The organism is Marinoscillum pacificum (genome assembly GCF_024714495.1).
GTDB lineage: Bacteria > Bacteroidota > Bacteroidia > Cytophagales > Cyclobacteriaceae > Marinoscillum > Marinoscillum pacificum.
In genome coordinates this window covers 593,967-619,397 of record NZ_JAMZMJ010000001.1, presented here as the reverse complement: position 1 = coordinate 619,397, position 25,431 = coordinate 593,967, and the positions used below count along the sequence as shown (strand labels likewise).

Sequence of the window (25,431 nt, the reverse complement as noted above, 5' to 3'; positions counted from 1 at the left end):
AAAAACAAACAACTATTAGCAGACCATACAGAAAACCGCAAAGGGGCCGCGTAGAGGAACCTTATAGAGTAAATGAGAAAATTAGAACTCGTCAAGTACGTTTAGTAGGTGACAATGTGGAGGTGGATGTATATCCTATCGAGAAAGCATTGGACATTGCTAAAGCACAGGGTTTGGATCTAGTGGAGATTTCTCCAAAGGCTGATCCGCCGGTGTGTAAAGTAATTGACTATTCGAAATTCAAATACGAGCAGAAAAAGAAACAAAAGGAAATCAAGGCGAAAGCTCAGAAGACTGTTGTCAAAGAGATTCGTTTTGGACCGAACACAGATGATCATGATTTTAACTTTAAGTTGAATCACGCCATCAAGTTTCTTAAAGAAGGAGCAAAGGTGAAAGCCTATGTTCACTTTGTTGGTCGAACGATAGTTTTTAAAGAAAGAGGAGAGATTCTTCTTTTGAAATTCGCTCAGGCTCTTGAAGAGCATGGTAAAGTAGAACTTTTACCAAAACTAGAGGGTAAGCGAATGTCTATCATATTGGCACCGAAATCAGTGAGTAAGAAATAAATATTAGGAAATGCCTAAAGTAAAAACAAACTCAAGTGCTAAGAAGAGATTTAAACTGACAGGTACAGGGAAAATCAAAAGAAAGCACGCTTTTAAAAGTCACATCTTGACTAAGAAAGAAACAAAACAGAAGAGAAATTTGACTCAAGCTGGTTTGGTTCACAAGAGTGACGTTAGCAATGTTAAAGCAATGCTTAACATCTAACAATTGGTTTAATTGTTTAACCCGATGATTTGGCTACAAAGTTGCTGTTTACAGAACGGTGCGCCAATTGTCAAAAAATGAAAATCTAAATGAGATCAGTAAATCACGTAGCTTCAAGAGCACGTCGTAAGAAGACGATGAAGCAGGCCAAAGGATACTGGGGCCGAAGAAAAAATGTATGGACGGTAGCTAAAAATGCTATCGAAAAAGGTATGCAGTATGCATACCGTGATAGAAAGGCAAAGAAAAGAGAGTTTAGAGCTCTTTGGATTCAAAGAATCAACGCTGCAACTAGAGAATTTGATATGTCTTATTCTCAGTTCATGGGAGGTTTGAAAAAAGCGAACATCGACATTAACCGTAAGGTTTTGGCTGATTTAGCTATGAACCATCCGGCTGCTTTCAAAGCGATCGTTGATCAAGTGAAGAAATAAATTATTAACCAACTCACTGGTTTTGAAAACCCTGACAAAATTCTTTGTCAGGGTTTTTTGTTTAGGTGAAATGCGTAATTGGGTAGGTATAAGTCTTAATTACTTATACCTGTTTTGGTCTTGGTCAAATACTTCTATAAATTCATAGAATAATCATAATCAATTACGAGTAAGACCATCATTATAACTCGCTAGATATCCACTGCTGATTTCATCAGCCACTTTAAGACTCCAATATGTAAAAAATTGAGTCATGAAGTGTATTTCAACAGCCGCAACTATGCTCCTGTGCAGCATATTATATGCACAGACAACCGTTTATTCAGAAGATTTTGAATTAGGATTTGGAGACTGGACCTCCACAAACTATACCGTCGATAGCGATGCAGCTTTACCTGATTCTGATGGTAACTATTTGCATACATCGAGTTTTGATAATTACGCAAGATCACTTGATGTAACCACAAGTATGTCTGTAGATCTATCTGGATACTACAACCTAATACTTTCCTTTGACCTGAGATACAATATTGACGATGGTGAGACTGCCTTAGTCAATGAATCCGATGGAGTTCGATTGGAATATTCCTTAAATGGTGGATCTGATTGGTTTGTTTTATCCAACCAGTACAATGCTATCAATTGGTACAATAACAATTCTGTACAAGCTCTAAGTAATGGACAAGGATGGTCTGGGAATAACGGTGCTTGGACTAACTCATATATCGTTTTACCAGCTGGTTTTGAGAATAATCCGGATGTGAGATTTCGATTTAGATTCGCTTCTGGAGTCTATATTACTGAGGTTCGCGATGTTGGCTTTGGTGTAGATAACATTGCCATTACTTCTTATCATGAAGCACCAAGTACTTCAGCACCAGGTAATGTTTCTACAGGTTTATCGCTTTGGTTGAATTCTCAGGGCACAATTCTTGGAAATGTTTCAACGAATGAGATTTTTGTCTGGTTTGATGACAGTGGGGAAGGAAGCCATGCACACCAAAGTATTTCAGGGAGTAATCCAACTTACTCAGCCAATTCGATAAACAATAACCCTGTCATCAACTTCGATGACGATTTTCTGGTAGGTCTTCAAGGTATTTACACTCGAGAATTCTTTATAGTTCTTGACCCTGATTTTATCAGCAGCTCTTCTGCTGAAACCGGTGATGTTCTTGGATATCAGGTTGGGGATGTTGGTAGTTTGGAATTAGGTTCATCCACAAGCCAGTATGCAAATGAGCTAATAACACATACTATTGACCCGGCTACAAGTTATCGTTCTTCCTACATTGATGGAACTGGTGAGGTCGTACTTGCAAACCCGATCATAATCAATGACCGATTAAACGGTACTTCAAACGGCCAAAATATCTTCCTCAATGGTCAACAAGTTGATAATTATGAAGATGTTGCGGTTAATCATCAGAACTTTGACAACCAACCCTATACGCTAGGTTATGGATGGGATTTTGCGGATGATTTTCAAGGAGGAGTAGCTGAAGTGATAAGCTATTCTGGGCGTTTATCAGATTCTGATCAGGCAGATGTCTTCACCTATTTGGCTATTAAATATGGTATCACTTTAGACGAAGATCCTGCAAGTGCTACGGTTAATTTTGATTATCAAGTAGACGGATCTACGATCATTTGGCCTGGAACCACCAATGCAGAATATCAGCCGTATCACTTTGATGTGGCAGGAATTGGAAAGAATCAAACCAATCAGAAGCTAAATCAGGTGCAAAGCCAAAGCATTAACGATGCGACTATCGTAAGTATGGCTGAAGGGTCGGATCTGCATGACGGTGAATATCTCGTGTGGGGAAATAACCATAACCCAAATACATTTACTACTGATAACCTTATTTCAGGTATTTCACAAAGACTACAAAGAATTTGGAAAGTGAAAGAGACAGGAGATGTAGGAACAGTCGCCTTAAGTTTTGATATCACCAATCTAGCCGTAGACAAAGACAATACCACTTTAAACCTGATAATTTCTCCTGATACTGCAAGTATGCCTGAGGATTTGGGAGATGAAAATGTTTCACGTTTAGTTCTTGGAGGAACAGTCACCAGAAGTGGTGGTAGAGATATTTTGACTTTTGAAGATGTTGATTTCACAGATGGAGACTTCTTCACCATAGGAGGCGCGGTTCAGACGATATCTCCTGGAGGAGTTTCCGGAGGGTTAACGCTTTGGTTGCGACCAAATGAGGGTGTAATGACGACCAGTACTGATTTAGTAACTAGATGGTCGGATGTATCAGGAAACGGGAATGATGCTGATCAAGGTGATAACAATCAAAAACCATTATTGGTAGACAATGTCATAAATGGAAATGATGCACTTTACTTCACAGATGACTTTTTGGATGGTATAGCGGGCTTCAATACACACGAATTCTTTTTGGTGGTAAAACCTGATTTGACCATTCAATCATCCAATGACATTGGATTCCTCGTAGGGTTTAAAAATGGAGCTTTTGATGGGTATTACCTGGGTGATCAGGGAGATGTAACTGGAGCAGCTGTAGGCTATGCTTATGATGCCTATAGGTCTGCTGATGTATCAGGCTCCATCACCAGTTCAGTAACCCTATTGAATGCAAGAAACAATGTTGGAGGAACAGGTCAGGAGTTGTATGCCAATGAACTATTGATTTCAGATAGTGAAAGCAACGCAGGAAGTTTTGGTAATCGAACGAACTCTTATTTTAGACTTGGTAACAATTTAATTGAGACAGAAACTTACCAGGGGCACATCGCTGAGGTTGTTAGCTACAATTCTCGCTTGACCGATGCTGAGAAGCGTGATGTGGCAACATATTTGGCCATCAAATATGGAATTACACTGAATATTTCATCAGAAGCTTATACTGTAAATGGAGTCAGTATTTATGATAATACAAGCTATAATAATGACATTGCAGGGATTGGAGTCAACCTGGATCATGGATTGAAGCAATATGAATCTATGAGTCAAAATGATGGAGCTATCGTGAAGGTAGATGGCTCTGATGCCTTGAGTTCTGGAGACTACATAGTTTGGGGGAATGATGGTACAGATAAAACATTAGTTCAATCCACTGAAGTGCCTGGGGCTGTATCAGACGATCGACTTTCCACCGAATGGAAAGTGGATGTGTATGGGAATCCTGGAGCTGTAGATCTGAATATCTACCTGGGTGACATTGCCAATTTTGATAATAGAATTCAGGAAGCTTCTTTGTATAGCTTAATTATCAATACAAGTAGTGATTTTTCGTCAATAACCGCTTCATACGAAGGAGCATATTTCAGTGGAGATACTCTGGTATTTACAGACGTAGATTTTAATGACAATGATTTCTTCACTATTATGATACCTAAGGTAGCGAATCTCAATGCCGCGGTTAGTTTGTGGTTAAAAGCCAATTCCGGTACGAGCACCACGACAAATGGAGCAGCCGTAGACACCTGGAACAATAGTGTCAACGGTTCCAATAATGCAAGTTCCTCAGGTACTGCAAGACCATTGTATGTTGCCAATAACCTGAATGGTAACCCTGTATTGGATTTTGACGGAAGTAATGACATTATGAGTGGAGCAGCAGCTTTCTATTCTCATGATTATTTCATGGTGTTGGATCCGGATGTTACTTATTCATACAATTCGACAGGGGGAGTGGTGATCGGTTTTGAAAATTCACAATTCTCAAGTTTCGCGTTGGGGCCAATCACATCAGCAGCCACAAACGAAGTGGTAACGCATTTGTATAGATCCAATACCAGTTATCGTTCCGCACAAATAAGTACTACCGCTACTTATTCGAGTCCTGGAATCTTTAATTCTCGATTGAATTCAGGAGGCAATGGACAAAATATTCGTTTCAATGGTTCTATAATCAGCACCAACCAATACAATACTGGGACTTTTGCTAACCTCTCTAACCGACCTTATCGCATAGGTCGTGATTTAAATAATGGTTTGCCCCACTACAATGGTAAAGTTGCTGAGATTATTAGCTTCTCTTCTAGATTGAATAACGCAGATCGACGCGATATCGAAACATATTTATCTGTTAAATATGGAATCTCTTTATCCATAGCTTCATTGCCTTATACGGTATCAGGGTCTTCTATTTATAATCTTACATCTCATGGAACTGACATTGCCGGCATTGGAGCCAATACCTTAATGGCGCTGTATCAGGATGAGTCAAAGAGTATTAATGCAACTGCTAAGTTGACTATTGGAAGCCCCTCTTCACTCGGAAATGGAGATTATTTACTCTTTGGTCATGATGGAGGAGCGCTTACCACCACTTCTACAGGTGTACCACCTACAGTTTCACAAATTTTGGATAGACAATGGGGAATTGTGGAGACAGGAGATGTAGGTACTGTATCGGTTTCGTTGGATTTATCTGGTCAAGGACTTGATGGAAATGATGTCTCGAGCTTTACCTTGATACTAGACGATGATACGGATCATACGAATGGGTTCTTGTCCATTGTGCAGGCACAAACCTTTGAATCCAGTTTACTCACATTCGAAAATGTGGAATTCTCTGGAGGGGTCTATTTCAGCATTGGAGTAGGGAGAGATTTTATTACCGACACTGATGGAGATGGTATTCCGGATTACTTCGAACTTGCTTACGGCACTCAATATGATAATATCGATTCGCCAGTGATCGCGGGAAATAATGATGACAATGTAAGTGCTAGTAACCCAAATGTTGGAATTAATGATACTGGTGTAAATGGTGATGGTATTACGGATGCCTTGGAGCGAATATTAATTGATAATGGAGCTACGGGACCTATTAGTAAAGTGACCGATACGGATGGCGATGGTATTCCTGATTGGTTGGAAGTAGCTAATGGTACCAGTCCATTTGATCCGGATGCGCCAACAGCAAATGGAGATATGGATTCAGATGATGACGGTATTCCAGATGCTTTTGAAGCTTACATTTTGGCTCAAGGAGGTGCATCTAATCCTGATCTGGGTACGGATAGCGATGGAGATGGTATACCGGATTACTATGAGGTATTGATGGGGTCAGATCCAGGAGATGTCAACTCTCCAGCCACGGTAGGTGGCGACGATGCTGATGGAGATGGGGTTACCGATGCAATGGAAGCAATTCTGTTAGCAAATGGTTCCTTAGGGCCTATAAATGAACTCACTGATTCTGATAAAGATGGTATTGCGGATTACCTGGAAACGCTGACGGATACAGATCCTTACAACTTTGATAGTCCAGGTATTCCTGATGGAGTTTCCACTATACGAGCATTGAGTGCAGATTACCAGGTAGTTGGATCCAATTGTATCGATGTTTCAGGGTATCAGTGGATTTACGTGTTGGATGACAATGGAAATTTGGTGTATTCCATCAATGCTGTCGGTAATGATCTGGGCAGTACTTGTTGGGCAGTTAGGGTGTTGGATGGAATACCTCAGGTACGATCCAACAGTGGTGGAAGCAGAGAAGAATACATCATGAACAGGAACTGGTGGATCAAACCAACAAACCAGCCATCCTCTCAGGTTTTGATTAGGTTCTATGCACTCAATGATGAGCCTTCGGATTTACGGTCTAAAGTAGAAAGTGAAGGATATGACCCAAATACCATAGAAGACTTTGCTGCTGATAGTATCTACATCACCAAGATTTCTGAAGTCGATGACCTTAATCCTTTTGTTAATGGAGGAACGAGAGTTTCATTAAAGCCAACCTTGGCGTCTATTAGTGGTTTGGGATATGCCTATACCATAAATATCAATTCTTTCAGTTCATTTGTTCCACATTATAGTCCGTCTTATGCAGAAACCCCGCTTCCTATTGAACTGGCTTACTTTAAAGGAGACAATGATTTCAATGGTGTGGTTTTAGATTGGAAGACCTATTCGGAAAGTAATAATGAGTGGTTCTTTATAGAGCGTGCAGGAGAAACTGGGGAGTTTTTGGTGATTAAGCAATTACCTGGATCTGGGACCATTTCAGAACCAAAAGATTATCAGGTCTTGGATAGAAAGCCTTTGTTCGGTAACAACTACTATCGATTGAAACAACAAGATTTTGATGGAAAGGAGAGTAGTTCAGAAGTAATTCGTGTGAATGTAAATGAAAAGATTGCTCAGGTTAAGATGTACCCTAATCCAGCAAAAAACTTCACTACAATAAGTTTTGAACAATCACTAAATGAGCTGGGTGAAATAACAGTAAAGGTGTATGACTTATCCGGAAAAGAAGTGAATGCTCCTCTGTCTTTAGAAGACAGAGCAGTAAGAATACAAGTCAAAGACTTGCAGACAGGTCAGTATATGGTGAATATAAACGTAAATGGTTTGGAGAGTACTTTACCGCTGATTGTAAGGTAGGTCGGTCCTGATTGATTGTTGATGGTCTAAAATCGTAATATTGGGAGACCTACTGGCGAAACCCTGATATCTGCTCCCTAGCGGATTGTCAGGGTTTGCTTTTATTTGCCATCCCACTCCCGATAAAACACTTCCAGGAATCGCTCCATAAAGTCATGACGTCTTTGAGTAAGTGTTCTACCTGTTTCGGTGTTTATTCGATCTTTGAGTAGCAAGAGTTTTCATAGTAATGGTTGATGGTCGGTGCAGTTCTTTTCTTGTATTCATCTTTGGTCATATTCAGGTTAGGAGGGATAGCTGGATTGTACAACTCCCGGTTTTTGAACCCTCCATAATTGAATGTTCTGGCGATGCCAATGGCACCGATTGCATCCAGACGATCCGCATCCTGCACCACATCTAGCTCAGGAGATTTAAACGTTTGGACTTGATTTCCACCCTTGAAGGATATGTGCTTGATGATATATATTGACTACATGCTCGATGATAGAGTTCTCTAAGTTGATAGATTTCAAAAATGCAGCAGCTTTCATTGGGCCAATTGTTTCATCTCCATCATGAAATTTAGAACCAGCAATGTCGTGCAGCATTGCACCGAGCTCTACAATCAATAAATTGACTTTTTCTGAATTAGCTATTTCCTTCGATGATTTCCAGACCCGCTAAATGTGCCACCAGTCATGACCACCTTCAGCATGTTGTAGCTCTGATTTAACATAAATCTTTGTTTAAATTATATAATCGGTCATTTCAATCATTCAAATCTGGGGTGAAAAAGAACCACTTATGTTACAAAATATGACCAGTTAGAGTTGACTTATACTGAAGACAGTATAAGTTAAATACATAGGTATAATACTTATATCTTTTATTTAAAATTAGGTATTTATACTAATTAACTGCTTGTTATTCAGTTGATTGCTGGATTTTTTGGATCTCCAATTAACGAAGAAAAATTACCAATGGTCGAATAAATTTGTTTCTCGCCGAAAATCATAGCCTCTCGCACTTGTCTTCATACTACTTAGTGGTGTACTAATATTAAATGTCGCCCACACATGAAACATTCGTTTACTTTGAAACTAAGAATTTTACCTAGAACCTTATTAATCCTATTCGGTTGTCTAGCGCTACTCTTTTTTGCCATGCCCTCAAAGGCACAATGCAGTCGAAGTGATACACCTATTATTACGACTGATTTTTGTTCAACAGATGTACTCACCAAAATAGAAGGTACTTCCACAGAAGCAGCTGGTTCACTAATAGACGTATTCGTTCAGACTAGCCTGGCAGATGTTGCAGTGTCATTAGGAACAACTGAAGTTCAGGCGGATGGTACCTGGGAGTTAGCAGGCGTTAGTCTTACTTCAGGTATTTTATCTGCTACTGTAACTGCCGAAGGAAAAGTGGAGAGTTTGCCTAGTGCAACGGTTGAGTTAACTGTTCCACCGATTATTTCGCAAGGCGTATTGTCTAACCCTACTGTTTGTGGAGCATTAGATGGTGCTGTGGAGCTTTTAGGGTTCGTTCCATTTACTGATTATGATCTTTATTATACGGATGAAAGTGGATTTCAATCGCTTTCTGTGACAGCAGATGCTCTAGGAAGAGTGTCTATTTCAGGTTTAGGTGATGGTAGCTTACAGGAAATTTATGCAGACCTGAATGGATGTACTTCTAATATCTTGTGTGCGATTGACTTGGAGGAGCCTTCTGTTCCCTCACTTTCACTTGGAGTTCCTATTCAGCCCTTACTTTGCGGTGGTACAGGGTCTATTCTGATCAATGCATCATTATTAGAAGTTGCAGACTATGAAATATCTTATTTTGATGGTTCTACTACGGTTGGACCTGCCACGTTTACTTCAAATATTGCGGGGCTGATCACCATATCTGGTTTGAGTGCAGGTACATATAGTGAGTTCGAAATATCCAGAGACGGGTGTAGTGCGGGGATTCTAATGGATAGAATAACAATATATGATGGGTTATTGTCTCTTCCAATTGTAGTTAGTAGTACAAGTGCTCCCACATGCGGATTAAATGATGGAAGTATTACTCTTCAGGGAATAACTCCGCTGTTAAATGTAGATGTAGAATATGAGAATACCGATGGAAACACCGTTTTAGTAAATTCCACAGCTGACGGATCAGGATTCATAACTTTACCAAATTTATCCGCTGGGGTTTATAGAAATATAAGAGTATCAAACCCCATTACAGGGTGTTATTCATCACCCATTTCAGAAGTGAATTTGTTTAACCTGGCACCTATAGCCTTAGTATCAGCAGTAAGTCCTCTGAATTGTCTCGTACCTGATGGTGCGGTAGTGATCAGTGGTTTAGTTCCTGGCCAAACGTATGACTTAAATTATAAGTTAGATGCGGTAGATCAGTCAGCTGTGTCTGTTACCGCAGATCTCACTGGGTTAATAACTCTATCTGGGCTAGATGGTGGTGTTTATACAGATTTATATGTGACTGATGGAACTTGTCAGTCAAACGTGCTTTCAGATATCATCGAATTAGTAGATGTAGAGGCATTGGAAATAGCTCTGGGTAGTTTGTCTTTGCCTTCAGTTTGTGCAGGAGTTGATGGGGCCATTTCATTGATTGGGTTGCCAGTTACTGATTATTTGTATGATATCACTTATACCAATTCATTGGGAGTGCAAACAACACAAATTACTTCTAATAGCGGAACCATTTCTATCACCGGATTGGGAATAGATGAATACAGTGATATCAGTGTTTCCTTGAATGGATGCGAGTCAAACACGTTGGTTTGCCCAGTAGACTTGAATTTATTGCCTGCACTTTCTCTGGGAGTAGTGACTCCTGAGACTACATGTGGTGCAGGTGACGCATCAATTTTATTGACAGGTTTAGCTGCTAACGAGAATTTTGATATTTCCTATAGAACTTCGGCAGGTGTACAAAACTTGACGAACATTAATAGTGGAGCTCTTGGTGAAATTTTACTTTCAGGATTAAGTCCAGATACTTACAGTGATTTGACATTATCATTAGGTGGGTGTGAGTCTGAACCACTTGCTGATATCAGTGTAGGAAGCCTACTCAATATTTCGACCAATTTGATTAATAATCCTACCTCATGTGGAGCAAGTGATGGATCTATTGTCCTGGCAGGTGGTTTGCCCTTTACTGCTTACGATGTTACTTACAATACCGAGTCAGGTGTCGTCACCACCAATCTGACTAGTGATGTGTCAGGCTTGATTACTATTCCCGGTTTATCTGCAGGAAATTATTCTGATATTAGTGTGAATAGTGGCTCTTGTGAATCCAATGTCATTTTGGAGCCTGTATCACTAATTGAAATAGGTGTTCCTAATATCAATCTAGGACTTACTGTGAATCCGTCTGGGTGTGGAGTTAGTGATGGATCTATTTCACTAGCAGGTTTGACTCCTTCTACAGCGTATGATGTTTTTTATACCTCAAGTGCTGGAGTGCAAACAGTAAACGTTTCAGCTGATGTTTTGGGAGTTTTGACAATTAGTGGATTAGAAGCTGATGATTACGAAGATATTTACGTTAGCCTTGGAGGGTGTAATTCTGATAAACTCCTTGGCATCACCAGTTTAGTTGATGTCGGTACACCTTCCTTGGTTCTAGGAGCTATTACGCGTCCTACAAGTTGTGGCTCATCTGATGGCTCAATTGAACTAACTGGGCTCGCATTAAGTACAACCTATGATGTATCGTTTGAAACTCAAGCTGGCCCTGTAGGTCCTATAAGTTTGACTTCTGATGGTTCTGGAAATCTCGAAATACCAAACTTATCAGCGGACATTTACGAGCAGATCAAAGTAGAAGTTGGAAACTGTCTTTCTGTAGGAGTTGGTCCAGTGGACTTGCCTTGTGACAATGAAGCGGTATATACGGTCAATGCTACAACCATAGATAATTTAAGTAATGGAGATACGCTAGCATATGCTACAGATGCAGATGGAGCAATTGTTTGTGCTCAATTAACATCAGGATCTTTGCCTGCAGGTGTTTCCATTGATCCGGGTAGTGGTGTTGTGTCGGTCACTACGGCACCTGATTTAGTGATTGGGTCTACTTCAGTGGATATTCAAACTGTAGATGTTAATGGAGACACTACGAATCAAACCGTAATTATTGTAATCAATAATGATACTCCTGTTGCGAATGATGATTCATATACTGTAGCGGAAGGCGGAACTATTGATGTGAATGATGCTGATGGTTCTGGAGGAGATGCAACGGTGTATGGAGTTATTGTTAATGATACAGATATAGCTAATACTAGTCTTACTGTTACATTATTGACACCTCCAACAAGACATTCTGGGACATTCACCTTAAATGCAAACGGAACATTTCAATATATCCACGATGGATCCGAAACCATCACAGATTCATTCACTTACAGGCTTTCGGATGGGTTAGGAGAAACCAATGATGCCACAGTAACGATCACAATCACACCAGTGAATGACGCTCCGTTTGCTGATGATGATGCTTTAACTGTAAATGAAGGTGCAACTTTAGCCGTAGATGTTGCCGATGGCGACACGGATGCAGACGGAACCATTGACTTAAGCTCAATTACGATAGTTAGCGGTCCATCAAATGGCACCTTAACAGACAATGGCGATGGCACGATTGACTATGCGCATGATGGCTCAGAAACGCTTACTGACAGCTTCACTTATACAATTGATGACAATGATGGCGCTACTTCGAACACTGCGACCGTAACGATCACAGTTACACCAGTAAACGATGCTCCGGTAGCTGATGATGATGCTTTGACAGTGAATGAAGGCGCAACTCTAGCTGTAGATGTTGCCGATGGCGACACAGATGCAGACGGAACTATAGATCTAACAAGCATTACCATAGTTAGCGGTCCATCAAATGGCACCTTGACAGACAATGGCGATGGCACGATTGACTATGCGCATGATGGCTCAGAAACGCTTACTGACAGCTTCACTTATACAATTGATGACAATGATGGCGCTACTTCGAACACTGCGACCGTAACGATCACAGTTACACCAGTAAACGATGCTCCGGTAGCTGATGATGATGCTTTGACAGTGAATGAAGGCGCAACTCTAGCTGTAGATGTTGCCGATGGCGACACAGATGCGGATGGCACGATTGACTTAAGCTCAATTACAATTGTTAGCGGTCCATCGAATGGAACATTGACAGACAATGGCGATGGCACGATCGACTATGCGCATGATGGCAGTGAAACGCTTACTGACAGCTTTACTTATACAATTGATGACAATGATGGCGCCACTTCGAATACTGCGACCGTAACGATCACAATTACACCAGTGAATGATGCTCCGGTTGCAGATGATGATGCGTTGACCGTAAATGAGGGAGCAACTTTAGCAGTAGATGTTGCAGATGGTGACACGGATGCAGACGGCACAATAGACTTAAGCACAATTACAATTGTAAGCGGTCCATCTAATGGAACCTTGACAGACAATGGCGATGGTACGATTGACTATGCGCATGATGGCAGTGAAACGCTTACTGACAGCTTTACTTATACAATTGATGACAATGATGGCGCTACTTCGAACACTGCGACAGTAACGATTACAATCTCACCAGTAAACGACGCTCCGTTTGCAGATGATGATGCGTTGACCGTAAATGAAGGCACAACTCTAGCAGTAGATGTAGCAGATGGCGATACAGATGCAGATGGAACCATCGACCTTTCCAGCATAACAATTGTTAGCGGTCCATCAAATGGAACTTTGACAGACAATGGCGATGGTACGATTGACTATGCGCATGATGGCAGTGAAACGCTTACTGACAGCTTCACTTATACCATTGATGACAATGATGGCGCTACTTCGAACACTGCAACAGTCACGATCACAGTTACACCAGTAAACGATGCTCCGTTTGCTGATGATGATGCGTTGACCGTAAATGAGGGAGCTACTTTAGCCGTAGATGTAGCTGATGGTGACACGGATGCAGACGGCACAATAGACTTAAGCACAATTACGATTGTAGGCGGTCCATCAAATGGAACGTTGACCGACAATGGCGATGGCACGATCGACTATGCCCATGATGGCAGTGAAACGACAACCGATAGCTTTACTTATACAATTGATGACAATGATGGAGCTACTTCGAACACTGCGACCGTAACGATCACAATCACACCAGTAAACGACGCTCCATTTGCGGACGATGATGCGTTGACAGTGAATGAAGGTGCAACTCTAGCGGTAGATGTAGCTGATGGCGATACGGATGCAGACGGAACTATAGATCTAACAAGCATTACCATAATTAGCGGTCCATCGAACGGAACGTTGACCGACAATGGCGATGGTACGATTGACTATGCGCATGATGGCAGTGAAACGCTTACTGACAGCTTCACTTATACAATTGATGACAATGATGGAGCTACTTCGAACACTGCGACCGTAACGATTACAGTTACACCAGTAAACGATGCTCCGTTTGCTGATGATGATGCGTTGACCGTAAATGAAGGTGCAACTCTAGCTGTAGATGTAGCAGATGGCGATACAGATGCAGACGGCACAATTGATCTATCAAGTATCACCATCGTAAGCGGTCCATCGAATGGAACCTTAACTGACAATGGCGATGGCACGATCGACTATGCGCATGATGGCAGTGAAACGCTTAGCGACAGCTTCACTTATACCATTGATGACAATGATGGAGCTACTTCGAATACTGCCACAGTAACGATTACAGTTACACCAGTGAATGATGCTCCGGTAGCAGATGATGATGCCTTGACCGTAAATGAAGGAGCAACTTTAGCAGTAGATGTTGCCGATGGCGATACAGATGCAGACGGCACAATTGATCTATCAAGCATTACAATTATTAGCGGTCCATCGAACGGAACGTTGACTGACAATGGCGATGGTACGATCGATTACGCACATGATGGCTCAGAAACGACATCCGACAGCTTTACATATACAATTGATGATAATGATGGCGCTACTTCGAATACTGCGACCGTAACGATCACTGTTACACCAGTAAACGACGCTCCATTTGCGGACAATGATGCGTTGACCGTAAATGAAGGAGCAACTTTAGCTGTAGATGTTGCAGATGGCGATACAGATGCAGACGGCACAATTGATCTATCAAGCATTACAATTGTTAGCGGTCCAACTAATGGAACGTTGACTGACAATGGCGATGGCACGATTGACTATGCGCATGATGGCAGTGAAACGCTTACCGACAGCTTCACTTATACCATTGATGACAATGATGGCGCTACTTCGAACACTGCAACCGTAACGATCACAGTTACGCCAGTGAACGACGCTCCGGTAGCAGATGATGATGCGTTGACCGTAAATGAAGGCGCAACTCTAGCAGTAGATGTAGCCGATGGCGACACGGATGCAGACGGCACAATTGATCTATCAAGCATTACAATTGTTAGCGGTCCAACTAATGGAACGTTGACTGACAATGGCGATGGCACGATTGACTATGCGCATGATGGCAGTGAAACGCTTACCGACAGCTTCACTTATACCATTGATGACAATGATGGAGCTACTTCGAACACTGCAACCGTAACGATCACAGTAACACCAGTGAACGACGCACCATTTGCTGATGATGATGCGTTGACCGTAAATGAAGGCGCAACTTTAGCTGTAGATGTAGCCGATGGCGACACAGATGCAGATGGCACGATAGATTTATCAAGCATTACAATTGTTAGCGGTCCAACAAACGGAACATTGACAGACAATGGCGATGGTACGATCGATTACGCACATGATGGCTCAGAAACGACATCCGACAGCTTTACATATACAATTGATGATAATGATGGCGCTACTTCGAATACTGCGACCGTAACGATCACTGTTACACCAGTAAACGACGCTCCATTTGCGGACGATGATGCGTTGACAGTGAATGAAGGCGCAACTCTAGCCGTAGATGTAGCTGATGGCGATACGGATGCAGACGGCACAATTGATCTATCAAGCATCACGATTGTTAGCGGTCCAACTAATGGAACGTTGACCGACAATGGCGATGGTACGATTGACTATGCACATGATGGCAGTGAAACGCTTACTGACAGCTTCACTTATACAATTGATGACAATGATGGAGCAACTTCGAATACTGCAACAGTAACAATCACGATCACACCAGTTAACGACGCTCCGGTAGCAGACGATGATGCGTTGACAGTGAATGAAGGCGCAACTCTTGCAGTAGATGTAGCCGATGGCGACACGGATGCGGATGGAACCATTGACTTAAGCACAATTACGATTGTAAGTGGCCCATCGAATGGAACATTGACAGACAATGGCGATGGCACGATTGACTTTGCGCATGATGGTAGTGAAACGCTTACTGACAGCTTCACTTATACAATTGATGACAATGATGGCGCCACTTCGAACACTGCGACCGTAACGATCACAATCACACCAGTGAACGACACACCAGTTGCCGTAGATGATAGCAATAACACAGATGAGAACGTAACCTTGACAGTTGATGCAGCTGCAGGCGTATTGAGCAATGATAGTGATGCGGATGGCGATGCATTGGCAGTTACACAATTCATCATTGATGGCACTACTTACCCAGCAGGTAGCACTGCAAGTCTGACTTCAGGCGACTTGACGATCAATGGAGATGGTAGCTACACCTTCGTTCCAGCAACAGACTTTGTAGGAGCTGTTCCAACAGCAACTTACACAGTATCTGACGGTTCAGAAACCGCAACAGCAGATTTGGACATCAGCGTAGGAGCAGTGAACAATGTACCAGTTGCCGTAGATGATAGCAAAAGCACAGATGAGAACGTAACCTTGACAGTTGATGTAGCTTCAGGTGTTTTGAATAATGACAGTGATGCAGATGGCGATGCGTTGACAGTTACACAATTCATCATTGATGGCACGACTTACCCAGCTGGAAGCACAGCGAGTTTGACTTCAGGCGACTTGACAATCAATAGCGATGGTAGTTACACCTTCGTACCAGCAACGGACTTTGTAGGAGTGGTTCCAACAGCTACTTACACTATAACTGATGGTTCAGAAACTGCAACAGCAGAATTAGAAATCAGCGTAGGAGCTGTGAACAATGTACCAGTTGCCGTAGATGATAGCAATAGCACAGATGAGAATGTAACCTTGATAGTTGATGCTGCTTCTGGGGTACTGAACAATGACAGTGATGCGGATGGCGATGTGTTGACAGTTACACAATTCATCATTGATGGCACGACTTACCCAGCTGGCAGCACTGCAAGTTTGACTTCAGGCGACTTGACGATCAATAGCGATGGTAGCTACATATTTGTTCCAGCAACGGACTTTGTAGGAGTTGTTCCAATAGCTACTTACACGGTAACTGATGGTTCAGCAACTGCAACAGCAGATTTGGACATCAGCGTAGGAGCAGTGAACAATGCACCAGTTGCCGTAGACGATAGCAATAGCACCGATGAGAATGAAACCTTGACAGTTGATGCAGCTTCAGGAGTATTGAATAATGACAGTGATGCAGATGGCGATGCGTTGACAGTTACACAATTCATCATCGATGGCACGACTTACCCAGCTGGAAGCACAGCGAGTTTGACTTCAGGCGACTTGACAATCAATAGCGATGGTAGCTACACCTTCGTTCCAGCTACAGACTTTGTAGGAGTGGTTCCAACAGCTACTTACACAGTAACTGACGGTTCAGAAACTGCAACAGCAGATTTGGTGATCAGTGTAAGCGCTGTGAACAATGCACCAGTTGCAGTAAATGATAGCAATAGCACCGATGAGAACGTAACCTTGACAGTTGATGCAGCTTCAGGAGTCTTGAATAATGACAGTGATGCGGATGGCGATGCGTTGACAGTTACACAATTCATTATTGATGGCACGACTTACCCAGCTGGAAGCACAGCGAGTTTGACTTCAGGCGACTTGACAATCAATAGCGATGGTAGCTACACCTTCGTTCCAGCAACAGACTTTGTAGGAGTTGTTCCAACAGCTACTTACACGGTAACTGACGGTTCAGCAACTGCAACAGCAGATTTGGACATCAGCGTAGGAGCAGTGAACAATGCACCAGTTGCAGTAGACGATAGCAATAGCATCGATGAGAATGTAACCTTGACAGTTGATGCAGCTTCAGGAGTATTGAATAATGACAGTGATGCGGATGGCGATGCGTTGACAGTTACACAATTCATCATTGATGGCACGACTTACCCAGCTGGAAGCACCGCGAGTTTGACTTCAGGCGACTTGACGATCAATAGCGATGGTAGCTACACCTTCGTTCCAGCAACGGACTTTGTAGGAGTGGTTCCAACAGCTACTTACACGGTAACTGATGGTTCAGAAACTGCAACAGCAGATTTGATCATCAGTATAGGCGCTGTGAACAATGCACCAGTTGCCGTAGACGATAGCAATAGCACAGATGAGAATGTAACCTTGACAGTTGATGCTGCTTCAGGCGTATTGAATAATGACAGTGATGCGGATGGCGATGCGTTGACAGTTACCCAATTCATCATTGATGGCACGACTTACCCAGCTGGAAGCACCGCAAGTTTGACATCAGGTGACTTGACGATCAATAGCGATGGTAGCTACACCTTCGTTCCAGCTACAGACTTTGTAGGAGTGGTTCCAACAGCTACTTACACAGTAACTGACGGTTCAGAAACTGCAACAGCAGATTTGGTGATCAGTGTAGGCGCTGTGAACAATGCACCAGTTGCAGTAAATGATAGCAATAGCACCGATGAGAACGTAACCTTGACAGTTGATGCAGCTTCAGGAGTCTTGAATAATGACAGTGATGCGGATGGCGATGCGTTGACAGTTACCCAATTCATCATTGATGGCACGACTTACCCAGCTGGAAGCACCGCAAGTTTGACATCAGGTGACTTGACGATCAATAGCGATGGTAGCTACACCTTCGTTCCAGCAACGGACTTTGTAGGAGTTGTTCCAACAGCTACTTACACAGTAACTGACGGTTCAGAAACTGCAACAGCAGATTTGGTGATCAATGTAAATGGAGTTGGATCAGCGCCTATTGCAACTGATGATGCCTATGAAACCAGTACTTGTATTGAAATCATGGCAAATGTGCTTGATAATGATTCCGATCAAAATGGAGATGATTTGAATGTGGTATTGGTAACTGAGGTTACGAATGGTTCATTAGAATTAAACGCAGACGGGTCATTTACCTATAGTGCCAATTCAGATTTCATTGGTCAAGATTCATTCATCTACATGGTATGTAATACAGGTAGTCTTTGTGCGGAAGGAGTAGCCACTATTAATGTCACTCAAGGTGCTGATACAGATGGTGATGGACTTTCAGACTGTGAAGAGTACGGAGATGGGGATGATCCACGTGATTCAGATGGTGATGGAGATCCTGATTACGATGATCCAGATGATGATAATGATGGTATTCCAACTGAGGATGAGTTGGAGGATGAAGATCAAGATTGTGATGGTGACGGAATCCCAAGTTACCTGGATGATTTAGAAGATTGTGAAGAATTAGATGTTACCAATACGGTTACACCAAATGGGGATGGACTGAATGACTATTTCAAAATTTTAGGTATTGAAATTTATGAAAGTAACACTGTTCTGATCTACAATAGATGGGGAAACATTGTGTACAAGATTAGCGGTTACAATAACAATCGGGGAGCCAACACATTTGTAGGTATTTCCAACACAATGAATTCCAATTCCAATCTTCCAGACGGTACATATTTCTATGTAATTAAGGCCTCACTTGAAGGGAAAGTTAAAACTCAAAGAGGATCACTCGAAATTAGAAATTGACAATAAAGTTCGGCGACAATGTGAAGACCGGGTGCTTCATAAGACCAAAAAACGAAGCATACCGGTCATTCACAGAAAAATTGCCATAAAAAAGTCAATTATTTTCATTTTTAATTCAGATAATCAGATAGTTATGAAAAATATTCGCGCCGTTCTAATTGCTGGTTTTTTAATCGTAATCAATATATCTGTTTACAGCCAGCAGGAGTTCATGATTACTCAATATATGTATAATGGTCTAGCATTGAATCCGGCATATGCAGGTGTTCATGACGCCATTAGTATGAGTGCTTTGACTCGACATCAGTGGGTTGGAATTGAAGGAGCGCCAACCACACAATTAGTTAGTGTACACTCTCCTTTAAAGTTCAAGCAAATTTCCTTAGGAGCTCTCTTCTACAGAGATGCAATAGGAGTTAAAAAAGAACATTCTGCCTATTTCAGCTATGCTTACAGGATCAAAATAACGCCTAAAATCAGGCTTTCACTTGGGATTCAGGCAAACCTACATCAGATCAATCAGGAGTATAGATCTGGTGCCGCAGATGATCCAAATGACCCGGTATTAATCAATGATAATTCAATGAAATTTAATGCTGGTAGTGGTTTTTTATTGCACTCAGATCGTTTTTATGTAGGTTTTTCGGTTCCTCAGATGATGAAAACCAAGTTTGGGTCACAGGAATTAGCTGTAGGGAGATTGGTACAGCATTATTATGCAACAGCTGGCTATGTCATAGATTTCAAAAACGGAATAATTGTTAAACCCAATGTTTTATACAAGGATGTAAACAATGCGCCTGCTCAGCTTGACCTTAACTTTAATGTTCTACTTAAAAACGTGATTTGGGTTGGTATAAACCATAGATGGAAGGAGAGTAATGCGTTGTTATTGGCCCTTCAGGTTGGTCCACAACTTCAGGTGGGATATTCCTTCGATTTGAATCATACTGATTTGCACAGTACGTCACACGAATTAATGCTGAACTATGTGGTTAATATCAATCCTCAAGTGATGTTAACACCTCGATTCTTTTAATCACATGACACTACGAATTATGAAAAACTTTAATACTCTTATATATTTTATACTACTTATCATGAGTCTTGATTCATTTGCTACTTCTGGTAATGAATCAAAAAAGTATCGGAACGCAATCAAAAGAGCAGACCATTACTATAAGGCTCTGTCATTTGTTAGTGCGATTGAAAATTATAGAAAGGCATTATCCTATCATGATGCTGTGGATCGCGAAGCTTTGGCTTATCCAAGTCTCCAAATAGGTAACTGTTTCTACATGATGAATAGATATCATGATGCAATGCTCTACTACAGGAGAGTGGAGAAATATGGGGTAATGAACCAGGAGGAGAAAAAGAGGTATTTCCAAACGTTAATTTCTAATAAAGAATATGATAAGGCAACTGAAATTGCCAATCAAATAGAAGAGGGGCTAGATAGTACGCACATTGCGAGAATCGCCAATATTAAAATCGATACGAATTCATATGAGATTCAAAATCATTGGTCTAACTCCAATCATGACGATTTTTCTCCATCATACTACAGGGGTGGTATTGTGTTTAGCTCTAATCGAGAGCGTCCGGGTTCTCGTCAAAAGAAATACCAATGGAACGACACCTATTTTTTAGACCTCTATTATGCAGCTACAGATACTGGACATTACGCTAAAACTTATCCGTTTAGTAATACGATAAATTCACCTTATCACGAGGGTCCTTTGGCTTTTGGAAAGAATGACTCATTGATCGTTTTTACTAGAAATAATTTTACTAATGGAAAGAAAAAAACAAGTAACGATGGAGTGAATAAGCTAAAGCTTTACCAGTCGGTAAGGGATAAGCAAGACAAGGGATGGACTGAACCTAAGGAACTATGGTTCAATCATGATAATTATTCTGTAGGTCATCCGACCATATCTTCCGATGGTATGACGATGTATTTTGCGTCTGATATGGAGGGATCTGTAGGCGAGGCTGATATTTTTGTGACTTATTGGCGTAATGGCAAGTGGAGTGAACCGGAAAATCTTGGGGGTTTAGTAAATACTCCAGAAGACGAATTGTTTCCGTATTTGTATCAGGATACAGTTCTTTATTTCGCTTCCAAAGGTCATGTAGGTTTAGGTGGATTAGATATTTATAAAATAAACCTTAACGATGAAAACTGGGAAATTGAGAATCTAGGGCAACCAATTAATTCTTCACGAGATGATTTTGGCTTGATTAGAAGAGAGTTTTCCGGATTTTTTTCCAGTAATAGAGAGGGAGGCCAAGGAGGCGATGATATTTACCGATTTTTCTATGAGAAACATGTCCCGGAATATATCATAGCTGTTAGAGTAATTGATGATAGCACTGAAGAACCTATTCCCAATGCAACAGTTGTTGTGTCGTTAGAAAATACTAATACACCTATTGCCCAGACAAACTTAGGAGGAATGTGCTTCTTTCAATCTGCCCTTGGTCCAATTTATTCAGTCGACGCTTTTCACAAAGAGTACTTTGCCAATAAGCTATCTTTTGAATTTGCGAAGGTTCCAGATAATGATACCTTATTCGTGGATGTAAGAATGATGAAAATGGAAACATCTAAACCAATCGTTCTAGAAAATGTGTACTATGAACTAGATAAGGCTGATATAACATTAGAAGCTGCAATTGAATTAGATAAATTGGTTTGGATTTTGAAGAATAACCCGACAATCTCTATTGAATTGAGTTCGCATACTGATAGTCGTGGGAAGTCAGATTATAATTTAGATTTATCACAACGAAGAGCTGAATCAGCAGTGAAATACATTGTCTCAAACGGCATTGATCCAAGTAGAATTTATCCTAAAGGTTACGGAGAAACTAAGCCTGTAAACAAATGTGTGGATGGGGTAGAATGCACAGAGATGGAATACTTTAAGAATAGACGAACAGAGTTTTCTATTATATCTACAGAGATTTTAGCGGATAACTAAATAGGAGTTAATTCAGATACAATCAGCTTTATTTTACATTGAAAATATTTTACCAATAAGCCTTGGCGACATGTCAGGGCTTATTTTATTTGCCATCCCACTCCAGGTAAAACTCCTCCAGAAAGGTTTCCATAAAGTCATGACGTCTTTGAGCCAGTGCTTTCCCAGTTTCGGTGTTCATTCGATCCTTGAGTAGCAAGAGTTTTTCGTAGAAATGGTTGATGGTTGGTGCCGTGCTTTTTTTGTATTCCTCTTTGGTCATGTTCAGGTTGGGAGGGATGGCCGGATTATACAACTCTCGGTTTTTAAACCCGCCATAGTTGAACGTTCTGGCAATGCCTATAGCGCCTATGGCATCCAAACGATCGGCATCCTGTACCACATCCAGCTCTGGAGATTTGAATGCTTGAGTCTGATTACCTCCTTTGAAGGAAATGTGCTGAATGATATTCACTACATGCTCGATGATGGAAGGCTCCAGATTGAGTGACTCCATAAACGCTGCCGCTTTCTTAGGTCCGATGGTTTCATCTCCATCGTAAAATTTAGAATCTGCAATGTCATGCAGCAGTGCACCCAACTCTACGATCAATAAATTGACTTTTTCTGACTTAGCGATTACCTTCGACGATTTCCATACCCGCTCGATGTGCCACCAGTCATGACCACCTTCAGCTTCTGCTAGTTCGGTTTGGACATAAGTAATAGTTGCTTGTATAATTTGCTCGTGGGTCATGAGGTGATTGGGAGTTATTAGTTTGATTTTCGAAGTTAATTCTTACTATTTAGACTGCTCAGATGATTAGTCGGAAACAGTCATTTTGGCTTTAAATTGTTTAGCCTCTGGATTGTTTAAGAAGCTAAGATCATCAGTGACTATCATTGAATCTTTCAGTTCAGGTAAGTTACTAACCACCTGGAAGTCATGATTACTGAGAGACCATTTAGAGATTTCTTCACTTATTTGAGTACAACCTCCGTGAGATTTAAGGAACTGAGAAATAACCTGATTATTTACCTGACTTTCATTCAAATAATTGATTGAGTAAAGTTTTTTTAAGTAACCATGTAGGATTCCGATTTCATGATTTCTCCAAACTTGGTCTGTTTTGTCAAAGGTTGTTGTAGTTGAAAAAAGCCCTCTCTTAACCTTTCTTTCACCGCAAAATTTACTTGTTGGAAATTTATGAATGTACCCATATTGAAAGTCAAATTTCTTAATCAGTTCTTCCGATATAGTTTGAATTTCATCTTCGTTTACTAATTCATCATTAATTTGAAAACGCATCTGAATAACGTCTTTTTCGGGTCTTTTGGCATTTTTGAGATAGTTAAGTAATGAATTACTAATGCTAAAAAATGTATTTGTCTCATTTGAATTAAAACCTACATCACAATACACCACATCTTTATATTTCTGATATCTAGAGACGAATCCTTTGATCGTTTTATAACTCTTGCTTGTATAGTTTAGACTGAAGTCGGTTGCTTTAATGCCTGAAAGCCTTTCAATTAATTCTACAGCTTGGATCACCAGACTTTGAGTGTCAAATGTCGAGGCAGCTTCCAGATCTACTATTTTATAGAGTTCAATGAAATGATGATGTTTCTTATCTCTTAGAAAAAGTCCCATTGATTAGTTAATTCAAATTATGAAGGATTCGATTGAAGATAGCACAAATACCTTTAATTCTCGCTTTGTTGCTTTTGCCACTCTAGGAAAGGGCTTAGGGTCATTTCCTAGATAATTAAATGAAGCAATGAGTTGATCAAATACGGGTAGGTAGATTTGGTAATCTTCTTCAGAAAAAGTGGCAAAAACAAAGACTAGAATGGAGAGTTCAGTTTCTAGATAAAGCACCTCTTCTTTATAACGATCCCCTAAATTGGAGTAGGAGAGCATTTGAGCATTGATAATTGCACCTGATTTTCCGGTTTCAAATTGTTCATAGGTCAGATTTGGGTACTTCTTTTTAAAGTTGGCTATATCACCACTCATAAAAGCTTCCAAACTTTCAGTCTCATTGTCCTTATCATAACCCATAGCATACATATAACTTTTAGGGTTCTTGTTCTGATCTTCTTTATTGTAAAAGAATGAAATAAGACCAATGGAAGAAGCTGCTTCTTTGTCATTTACCCAACCTGATGGAGTTGAAATGGTAAATATGTGATGCTCACCATAGATTACATTCATTTCTGGCTGAGATTGCCCGAAACAGTGAAGGGTAATCAGGGAAAGTAGAAAGAGAATGGTGTTTCTCATAGAAATTGATGGGTGAGTGTTAACACTTGGTATTAGGCGGTGTTTCAGATAGCCGAAGAGCTTTCATAAACTACCGAATGCCCTCTATGTTATAAACCTTGTTATGCACCTTCTTTTTATATTTTATAAAAAAACCGACTTCATAAGAGCAATTATACTTTTGCCTTACTGAATTCTTTCGAGTTTTATTTTTTGGAGATAGGTATCTGCGACATCATTATCTAATCTTTCAATTATCGTTAGTTCATTACTATCAATTGCTTCAATTTTACATCTTGCATAGTTGTAAACTTCTTCCATTGCAATGCTAAAGTCACAATATTTGGGTTCTTGAGAAATTTCCCAAGCGGCAGAATTCAAAATATCGTTTTTTAAAAGGAAGTGAAAATCATAATAATCTGTTTTGAGGTTATCTGAGAATTCAAATACAATTTCAGAAAGGTTAACTGATTTAATAGTTTCTTCTCCTATTCCAGAGTATATAATGTTGCTTGGGCATTTATTCACCTTTTCTACTTCCAACGGTTTCCAATCTCCAATATGGTTGAAAACATCCTGACCTGGCTGATAAAAAGAATGCTGGATATGCCAGCTAACAACTCTCCATTTACCAAAGAGCTTTTTTATCGAATCTGTTAATAATTCTCTATCCATTATTATTCCTGTTGTG

General features: G+C 40.8%; 12 protein-coding genes and 1 pseudogene. 7 read left to right on the top strand and 6 right to left on the bottom strand.

Going from position 1 to position 25,431, the window contains the following annotated elements:
- Positions 1 to 14: 14 nt before the first annotated feature.
- The 4 genes from infC (at position 15) to NXS00_RS02655 (ending at position 7,587) form a co-directional block, all read left to right on the top strand.
- Positions 15 to 569: a translation initiation factor IF-3 gene (gene infC, locus NXS00_RS02670; protein ID WP_258098439.1), complete on the top strand. Its 555-nt coding sequence runs from the start codon at positions 15 to 17 to the stop codon at positions 567 to 569.
- Between the two features lie 10 nt (positions 570 to 579).
- Positions 580 to 774, top strand: coding sequence for a 50S ribosomal protein L35 (gene rpmI / locus NXS00_RS02665; RefSeq protein WP_258097566.1), 195 nt, complete (start codon positions 580 to 582; stop codon positions 772 to 774).
- Positions 775 to 863: 89 nt separating this feature from the next.
- Positions 864 to 1,208 (top strand): 50S ribosomal protein L20, encoded by a 345-nt coding sequence (gene rplT / locus NXS00_RS02660; protein WP_258097565.1) that lies wholly within the window; start codon positions 864 to 866, stop codon positions 1,206 to 1,208.
- A gap of 253 nt (positions 1,209 to 1,461) precedes the next feature.
- Positions 1,462 to 7,587, top strand: coding sequence for a DUF8202 domain-containing protein (locus NXS00_RS02655; RefSeq protein ID WP_258097564.1), 6,126 nt, complete (start codon positions 1,462 to 1,464; stop codon positions 7,585 to 7,587).
- 193 nt (positions 7,588 to 7,780) lie between these two features.
- Here the strand turns inward: NXS00_RS02655 and NXS00_RS02650 are convergent, their stop codons facing one another.
- Complete coding sequence (locus tag NXS00_RS02650; RefSeq protein ID WP_258097563.1) at positions 7,781 to 7,981, bottom strand: HD domain-containing protein; 201 nt, start codon at positions 7,979 to 7,981, stop codon at positions 7,781 to 7,783.
- A 19-nt stretch (positions 7,982 to 8,000) separates the two neighbouring features.
- Positions 8,001 to 8,237, bottom strand: a pseudogene (locus NXS00_RS02645) (HD domain-containing protein); the annotation flags it as partial.
- A 408-nt stretch (positions 8,238 to 8,645) separates the two neighbouring features.
- On the opposite strand from NXS00_RS02645, the gene NXS00_RS02640 reads away from it, so the two are divergent.
- The 3 genes from NXS00_RS02640 (at position 8,646) to NXS00_RS02630 (ending at position 22,495) form a co-directional block, all read left to right on the top strand.
- Positions 8,646 to 19,505, top strand: a complete 10,860-nt coding sequence (locus tag NXS00_RS02640; protein WP_258097562.1) for a cadherin-like domain-containing protein — start codon at positions 8,646 to 8,648, stop codon at positions 19,503 to 19,505.
- 133 nt (positions 19,506 to 19,638) lie between these two features.
- Positions 19,639 to 20,544, top strand: a complete 906-nt coding sequence (locus NXS00_RS02635; protein ID WP_258097561.1) for a PorP/SprF family type IX secretion system membrane protein — start codon at positions 19,639 to 19,641, stop codon at positions 20,542 to 20,544.
- A 61-nt stretch (positions 20,545 to 20,605) separates the two neighbouring features.
- Positions 20,606 to 22,495, top strand: a complete 1,890-nt coding sequence (locus NXS00_RS02630) for an OmpA family protein (RefSeq protein ID WP_258097560.1) — start codon at positions 20,606 to 20,608, stop codon at positions 22,493 to 22,495.
- A gap of 85 nt (positions 22,496 to 22,580) precedes the next feature.
- On the opposite strand, the gene NXS00_RS02625 is transcribed toward NXS00_RS02630, so the two are convergent.
- The 4 genes from NXS00_RS02625 to NXS00_RS02610 form a co-directional block, all read right to left on the bottom strand.
- Positions 22,581 to 23,231 (bottom strand): HD domain-containing protein, encoded by a 651-nt coding sequence (locus NXS00_RS02625; protein ID WP_258097559.1) that lies wholly within the window; start codon positions 23,229 to 23,231, stop codon positions 22,581 to 22,583.
- Positions 23,232 to 23,297: 66 nt separating this feature from the next.
- Positions 23,298 to 24,029: a hypothetical protein gene (locus NXS00_RS02620; RefSeq protein WP_258097558.1), complete on the bottom strand. Its 732-nt coding sequence runs from the start codon at positions 24,027 to 24,029 to the stop codon at positions 23,298 to 23,300.
- A 111-nt stretch (positions 24,030 to 24,140) separates the two neighbouring features.
- Positions 24,141 to 24,761 (bottom strand): hypothetical protein, encoded by a 621-nt coding sequence (locus tag NXS00_RS02615; protein ID WP_258097557.1) that lies wholly within the window; start codon positions 24,759 to 24,761, stop codon positions 24,141 to 24,143.
- A 165-nt stretch (positions 24,762 to 24,926) separates the two neighbouring features.
- Entirely contained in the window at positions 24,927 to 25,415 is a 489-nt protein-coding gene (locus tag NXS00_RS02610) for a hypothetical protein (protein ID WP_258097556.1), read from the bottom strand.
- Positions 25,416 to 25,431 lie beyond the last annotated feature (16 nt).